We start from the raw sequence: 6,704 nt of genomic DNA, 5'->3' as shown, positions 1-6,704 counted from the left end.
ACACCGTCCGTCCGCACTCGAGTCTCGGCAATCTCACGCCGGCAGAGTTTGCCGCGCGAGGTCGATCAACAGAGCAACCAGGGGCCGTTCTCTAGAGACCGTTGGTCCGAGAAATGCCAGCAGGTCATTCGCGCGCGCCGCCCGGGAAAGTGCCGCCGAGTGCGGCGCTGCCGCGCAGTGCGGGAATACGGGCCCCGCGCCTCGATCTCGCGCGTAGATCGCGGGGCCGCGGTTCTCGCGTCGCCGCGCGTGCCATCGAAGTTGGCGGCAGTCGCGGCACGCGCGCTGGCGCGCACACCATAAGAAGTCATTGCAGATCAATGCGTTGCGCACTCGACGGGGCGAGGTGCGAGCCCTGGCACGCGATGTGCTCTAGCTCGAACGCATAACTTGGCTGGATCGGTTGGTTCCATCGGGCGCGCGAACCAGCAGATCCGAGAGAGGAGACTCAGAAGCGCCGAAAGGCGCAGCCCCCCAAGGGCACCCGCCAAGGTCTGAGACTCCGCTCTCCCAAGTTGAACGGCCTCCCAGAAAGGTTCTGGGAGGCCGTTGTGCATTTCAGGTCTTTACGACTCTCCGCTCGGCTTCGCCTCGCTGCGCGCGCCCTGCGCCGCGTTGCGGCACTGGGGCGCTTTCGCTTCCCGAGCCGCGTTCGGTCGCTGCACCGAGTCCAGCACACCGCGCGCGAAGAAACGAAGCCGCTCGCTACGGCTGCGTCGCTTCCGTCGAGAGGGCGGCGAGGACTTCGCTGCCGAATTGGCGGTGGAACCAGCCCTTGATGCCGGGGATCGCCGCGAGTTCGTCGCGTGAGGACGGGCGCTGCGTGGCCACGGTCTCGAGGGTGGCGTTGGGGAAGAGCACGCCGGGGTCGAGCGAGAGCTCTTTCGCGCGCGCCGTGCGCCAGCGCTTCAGCGCGGCGACGTAGCGCTCGGCGTGGCGGTCGATGCGCCGCCGCACGGGCCCTTCGCCTTCGCTGCGCCGCGGCAGCGGTCCGTGCTTCTTCTCGATGCCGCGCTCGACCGCGGTGAGCACCTCGCGCCCGAAGCGGCGCAGCACGAGCTCCGTGACGCCCTTCACCGCGGCGAGCTGCGCTTCCGTCAGCGGCTTCGTCTCCGCGATCTCGAGCAGCGTGCGGTTCGCGAGCACTTTGAACGGGGGGCGATCGATCTCGCGCGCGCGCCGATCACGCACGAGGTAGAGCTCGCGCAACACGCCGAGGTTCTCGGGTGTCATGCCGCGCGCGCCCTTGATGCGCAGGTAGCCGAGCTTGTCGAACGAGCGCTCGGGCCAGCTGCGGCGCGTGAGCGCGTCGAACTCTTCGTGCGCCCACTCGAGCCGCTTCGCCTTCTCGAGCTCGCGTTCGAGCCGGTCGGCAAGAGTGATTAGGTGCGCGACGTCGGCGGCGGCGTAGGTGAGCTGACTGTCGGTGAGCGGGCGCGCCGACCAGTCGGAGCGCTGCTCGTCCTTCGGGAGCTTGAGTCCGTAGTGGCGCTCGACCAGCGCTGCGAGCCCGATCGCCGGATAGCCGAGCAGCTGCGCGCTGATCATCGTGTCGAAGAGGTTCGCGGTCGTGAAGCCGCAATCGCGGCGCAGCACGAACAGGTCGTACTCGGCGGCGTGGAAGATCTTGCGCACGTCGGGCGACGCGAGCACCGGGCCGAGCGGCGCGAGCTCTTCGGGTCCGCCGATCGCGAGGGGATCGATCAGGTAGATGCCGCGCTTCGTGCCGACCTGGATCAGGCAGGTCTTGTCGAAGTAGTGGTAGAAGCTGTCCGCTTCCGTATCGATCGCGATGACCTTCTGCTGCGCCAAGTCGCGCGCGAGCGTCTCCAGCTCGGCTGCGGTCTCGATGCGCTCGAAGTCGGCCACGCTTTGCCTCGCTGCACTGGGCGTCGTTGTCGGATCGGTCACGGGTGCGCCGGCGAGGGGGCTGCAGCGGGGCGTCGGCAGCGCGCGCGACTCTAGCCGACGAAAAAATCGATGGAAGCAGAGTTTTCTGCTTCCAGTCCGCCGCGCGCGGCGATAGAGTGTCTCGTTATTAGGGAAATCGTTCCGAATATCAGAACCAATCGCTAGTTCGGCGTCAGACGCGCGCCCTGCGGTCTCGCTCTTGCCAGGACCGAGATGGACAACCTCACCAGCCTCGACAAGGCGATCGACCTCCTCGAGCACCTCCACGATGCGGGCGGGCCGCGGGGGATCACCGAGATCGCGCGGGCGCTGGGCGTGCCCAAGTCGAGCGCGCATCGGCTGCTGAAGACGCTCGTGCGCCGCGGCTTTGCCGAGCAGGACGCCTACGGGCGCTACGGCTGCGGGCCCGCGCTGATCGCGCTCGGCCTCGGCTCCCTCGAGCGCGAGCCGATCGCGGCGCTCGCACGTCCCGTGCTCGAAGCCGAGGCGGCGGCCACCGGCGAGACCGCGTTCCTCGTTGCCCCGCGCGGCCGCGAGCTCGTGGTGCTCGACAAGGCCGAGGGGCAGGGCTTTCTGCGCGCCGCGCCGCGTGTGGGGCAGACCGTGCCGGTCGCGGCGACCGCGGTTGGCCGGCTCGCGATGGCCTTCGATCCCGCGCGCTTCCCGCTCGCGGAGCATCCGCCGGTCGCGTTCACGTCCGTCACGCAGCTCGCCCACGAGGCAGTCGCCGCGGCGATCGAGCGCGCGCGCAGTGAAGGCTTCGCGCTGAATCGCGGCGAGTGGATCGAGGGCCTCTCGGTTGCCGCCGCGCCGATCCTCGGCGCGAGCGAGCCGCCCGCGTTCCTCGGAGCGATCGCGTTCGCGGCGCCCACGCCGCGCCTCGACGCGCTCGGCCCCCACGCGATCGCGCAGCGCGCAGTCGCCGCCGCGCGCCTCATCTCCCTGCGCCACGCCGGTCGCGATCCGGCGTGGCGGCGCAGCCCGCACTCCCACGGAGAAGCGTCATGAAAGTCTGGATCGACGGCCGCATCGTGGACGGCGCCGACGCCAAGGTCTCGGTGCTCGACCACGGCTTTCTCTACGGCGACGGCGTGTTCGAGGGCATGCGCGTGTACAGCGAGCGCCTCTTCCGCTGCGAGAAGCACATGGACCGACTCGAGATCGGCGCGCGCTGCCTCGGCCTCGCGCTGCCCGGCGGCCGCGAGGCGATGCGCGCGCTCACGCTCGCCACCGCGCGCGAGTACGTGCGCGCGAGCGGCGAGCAGGACGCGTACATCCGCCTCGTCGTCTCGCGCGGCGTCGGCGAGCTCGGCGTCGACCCTACGAGCTGCGCCGCGCCGTTCGTGGCCTGCATCGTCGACAAGATCCGCCTGTTCACCGAAGCGAAGCTGCGCAGCGGCATCACGATGATCACGTCGAGCCGACGCGCGCCCGCGCCGGACGTGCGCGACCCACGCGTGAAGAGCCTCAACTACCTGAACAACGCGCTCGCGAAGCAAGAGGCGAAGCGCCAGGGAGCGGACGAAGCGCTGCTGCTGAACACCGCGGGCGCGGTGGCGGAGGCGACCGTCGCGAACGTGTTCGCGGTGCGCGGCGGCAAGCTGCTCACGCCGCCCGCGAGCGACGGCGCGCTCGAGGGCATCACGCGCGCGAGCGTGCTCGAGATCGCCGCGGCGCTCGGCGTGCCCGCGGAGGAGCGCACGCTCGGGCGCTACGACCTCGTCGCCGCCGACGAGGTGTTCCTCACCGGCAGCGGCGCGAAGGTCGTGCCGGTCGCGAGCCTCGACGGCGCGCGCATCGGGCGCGGCGAAGCCGGCGCACTCACGCAGAAGCTGATGGCCGCGTTCGACCGCTTCGCGCGCGATCCGGAGAACGGCACGGCGCTGAGCTAGGGCGGAATCGAGGACTTGGCGTCTGACGCTGAGCTAGCGATTCCGCGGAATCGCGGAATTCGCGTCTGACGCCGAGTTGGGATTCTTCGCTCGCGCCGCGTGCGGCTAGGCTCCCGCGCCTTCATCGCAGCTTCGAGGAGCCCGCCGTGCGCTGGACCGCCGCCTTCATCCCCACGCTTCGCGACGACCCGGCGGACGCCGAGGCCATCTCGCACAAGCTGCTCGTGCGCGGCGGCTTCATCCGCCAGCTCGCCTCGGGCACGTACTCGCTGCTGCCGCTCGGGCACCGCGTCGCCAAGAAGATCGAGGCGGTCATTCGCAGCGAGATGGAGAAGATCGGCGCGCAGGAGTTCACGCTGCCTGCTCTCCACCCCGCGGAGCTGTGGAAGAAGTCGGGACGCTGGGATGCGATCGACGCCACGATGTTCCGCCTCAAGGATCGCCACGGCGCCGACGCCTGCCTCGGGATGACGCACGAGGAGGTGTTCACCACGCTCGCGAAGGAGCTGCGCTCGCACCGCCAGCTGCCGCAGACGTGGTTCCAGTTCCAGACGAAGTTTCGCGACGAGGAGCGCCCGAAGTCGGGGTTGTTACGGGTGCGCGAGTTCGTGATGAAGGATTCGTACTCGTTCGACAAGGATCAGGCCGGGCTCGATCGCTCGTTCCAGAATCACTTCGACGCGTATCGCAAGATCTACGAGCGCTGCGGGCTCGAGACGATCGCGGTACAGGCGTCGTCGGGCGCGATGGGCGGCAGCGAGAGCGTCGAGTTCATGGCGGAGACCGACGCGGGCGAAGACTGGGTGGCCGCGTGTAGCGCATGCGGATACGCGGCGAACGTGGAGAAGGCGACCTCGCTGTTGCCCGAGGTCGCGGATCCCGAGAGCGTGCCGGCGCCCGAGAAGTTCCCGACGCCCGGCGTGCGCACGATCGACGATCTCGCGCGCATGAGCGGCGGCGCCGCAGCCGATCGGCAGATCAAGACGCTCGTCTACGTCGTCGACGGCAAGACCACGCTCGTGTTGTTACGGGGCGACCATCAGCTCGTGCTGCAGAAGCTGATCGACGGCACCGGCGCGCGCGAAGTGCGCCCCGCGCACGCGGGCGAGATTCGCGCCGCGCTCGGCGCGAGCGCGGGCAGCCTCGGTGCGGTGGGCGTCTCGGGCGTGCGCGTGATCGCCGACGCCGCGCTGCACGGCCGCCGCGGCATGACGACGGGCGCGAACGCCGACGACTTTCACCTGCGGAGCGTCGACGTCGCGCGCGACATCGCGATCTCGCAGTGGATGGAGCTGCGACTCGTTACGGCCGGCGAGCCGTGCCCGATGTGCGAGAGCAAGCTCGACGTGAAGAAGACCGTCGAGGTAGGCCACATCTTCAAGCTCGGCACGGAGTACAGCGAGACGCTCGGTGCGAGCGTGCAGGCCGAGGACGGGAAGAACATCCCCATCATCATGGGCTCCTACGGCATCGGCGTGGGCCGCCTGCTCGCCGCGATCGCGGAGCGCAGGAACGACGCGAACGGCCTCAAGTGGCCCGTGAACGTCGCGCCCTTCGAGGTGGCCGTGACCGTGCTCAACCCGAACGAGGTCGCCACGAGCGAAGCCGGCGAACGGCTCTACGACGCGCTCACGAAGCTCGGCGTCGACACGATCCTCGACGACCGCGACGAGCGCCCCGGCGTGAAGTTCAAGGACGCGGAGCTGATCGGGATTCCCGTGCGCGTGACGATCGGGCCGAAGGGCCTGGCTGGGGGCAAGCTCGAAGTCTTCTTCCGCGGCAGCGGCGAGAAGCGCGAGGTCGACGTGAACAAGGCGGCGGATTTCGTCTCGGAGTCGGTTTTCGAAGGCCGCAGGCGTTAGGCCGTGACTCGGCCTCCGCTCGTCTACCTGATCGACGCGCCGGTCTACATCTTCCGCGCGTGGGTCACGCTGCCCGCGATGCCGGCGCCGGGCGGCACGCCCACCGGCGCGGCGTACGGCTACGCGAACACGCTGCTGCGCTTTCTGCGCGAGCGCGAGCCGACGCATGTCGCGGCCTGCTTCGATCACGCCATCACGAGCTTCCGTAACAAGCTCTTCCCCGCCTACAAGCAGTCGCGCGGCACCGAGGTGCCGCCCGACCTCGCGCCGCAGTTCGCGATCTGCATGGAGGTGTCGCGTGCGCTCGGCATCGCGGCGCACGAGCAGCCCGACTACGAGGCCGACGACGTGATCGCGACGCTCGCCGAGCGCGCGCTGAAGGCGGGCTTGCACGCCGAGGTCGTGAGCGCGGACAAAGATCTCACGCAGCTCGTGCGCGAAGACGGCGCGGTGCGCTTCCACGATCTCGCGCGCGAGACGACGCTCGACGCGGACGGCGTGCGCGCGAAGTTCGGCGTCGCGCCGGCGCAGATCCCTGATTACTTGGCGCTGCTCGGCGACAAGGTCGACGACCTGCCCGGCGTGCCCGGTTTCGGCGCGAAGACCGCGGCTGCCGCGCTCGCCGCGTTCGGCTCGCTCGAGGCGATTCCCGAGGACGCCGCGCGCTGGGCCGGTGTGCCCGTGCGCGGCGCGGAGAAGCTCGCCGCGAGCTGGCGCGCGCACCGCGAGCAGGCGCTGCGCGTTCGCGCGCTCGCGACCGTGGTGCGCGACGTGCCGGGCTTCGACGCGCGCGCCGAAGACACCGCGTGGCGCGGCCCCGATCGCGACGCGTTCGCGGCGTTGTGCTCGCGCCTCGGCTGGGGGCGCATCTTGGAACGGCTCTCAGCCGTTCCAAGATCCGATCTTCCTGGTTGACTCCGCTCGGCTCCGAAGACTTCGCCTCGCTGCGCGCTTCGCTTGCTGCCTCGGCCGACCTACTCGGAGTCGCCTCGACATCGAGCAGCCATCCAACGCCAGCCAGAGTTCGCGGCAAGAAACG

General features: G+C 69.9%; 5 protein-coding genes. 4 read left to right on the top strand and 1 reads right to left on the bottom strand.

The annotated features are described in order from the left end of the window. Positions 1–705: 705 nt before the first annotated feature. Positions 706–1,869 (bottom strand): ribonuclease D, encoded by a 1,164-nt coding sequence (locus FJ091_16835; protein ID MBM4385020.1) that lies wholly within the window; start codon positions 1,867–1,869, stop codon positions 706–708. Positions 1,870–2,124: 255 nt separating this feature from the next. On the opposite strand from FJ091_16835, the gene FJ091_16830 reads away from it, so the two are divergent. The 4 genes from FJ091_16830 (at position 2,125) to FJ091_16815 (ending at position 6,580) form a co-directional block, all read left to right on the top strand. Further along, positions 2,125–2,919 (top strand): IclR family transcriptional regulator, encoded by a 795-nt coding sequence (locus tag FJ091_16830; GenBank protein MBM4385019.1) that lies wholly within the window; start codon positions 2,125–2,127, stop codon positions 2,917–2,919. Further along, the gene (gene ilvE, locus FJ091_16825) at positions 2,916–3,803 is read left to right on the top strand and encodes a branched-chain-amino-acid transaminase (GenBank protein MBM4385018.1); all 888 of its coding nucleotides are present in this window, start codon (positions 2,916–2,918) and stop codon (positions 3,801–3,803) included. Before FJ091_16830 ends, ilvE begins: the two co-directional genes overlap by 4 nt. Positions 3,804–3,949: 146 nt before the next feature. Further along, complete coding sequence (locus tag FJ091_16820) at positions 3,950–5,665, top strand: proline--tRNA ligase (GenBank protein MBM4385017.1); 1,716 nt, start codon at positions 3,950–3,952, stop codon at positions 5,663–5,665. 3 nt (positions 5,666–5,668) lie between these two features. Beyond that, on the top strand, positions 5,669–6,580 hold the full coding sequence (locus FJ091_16815; protein ID MBM4385016.1) for a hypothetical protein: 912 nt from the start codon (positions 5,669–5,671) through the stop codon (positions 6,578–6,580). The last annotated feature ends 124 nt before the right edge of the window (positions 6,581–6,704 follow it).

This window comes from Deltaproteobacteria bacterium (genome assembly GCA_016875395.1).
Taxonomy (GTDB): domain Bacteria; phylum Myxococcota_A; class UBA9160; order UBA9160; family UBA6930; genus VGRF01.
The sequence above is the reverse complement of the archived record's forward strand: the minus strand, read 5'-3'. Positions and strand labels throughout refer to the sequence as shown.

What these genes read in the sequence shown, in the direction of transcription:
- FJ091_16830 (MBM4385019.1), top strand. Translation starts at nt 2,125, where the DNA reads ATGGACAACCTCACCAGCCTCGACAAGGCGATCGACCTCCTCGAGCAC.
- ilvE (MBM4385018.1), top strand. Translation starts at nt 2,916, where the DNA reads ATGAAAGTCTGGATCGACGGCCGCATCGTGGACGGCGCCGACGCCAAG.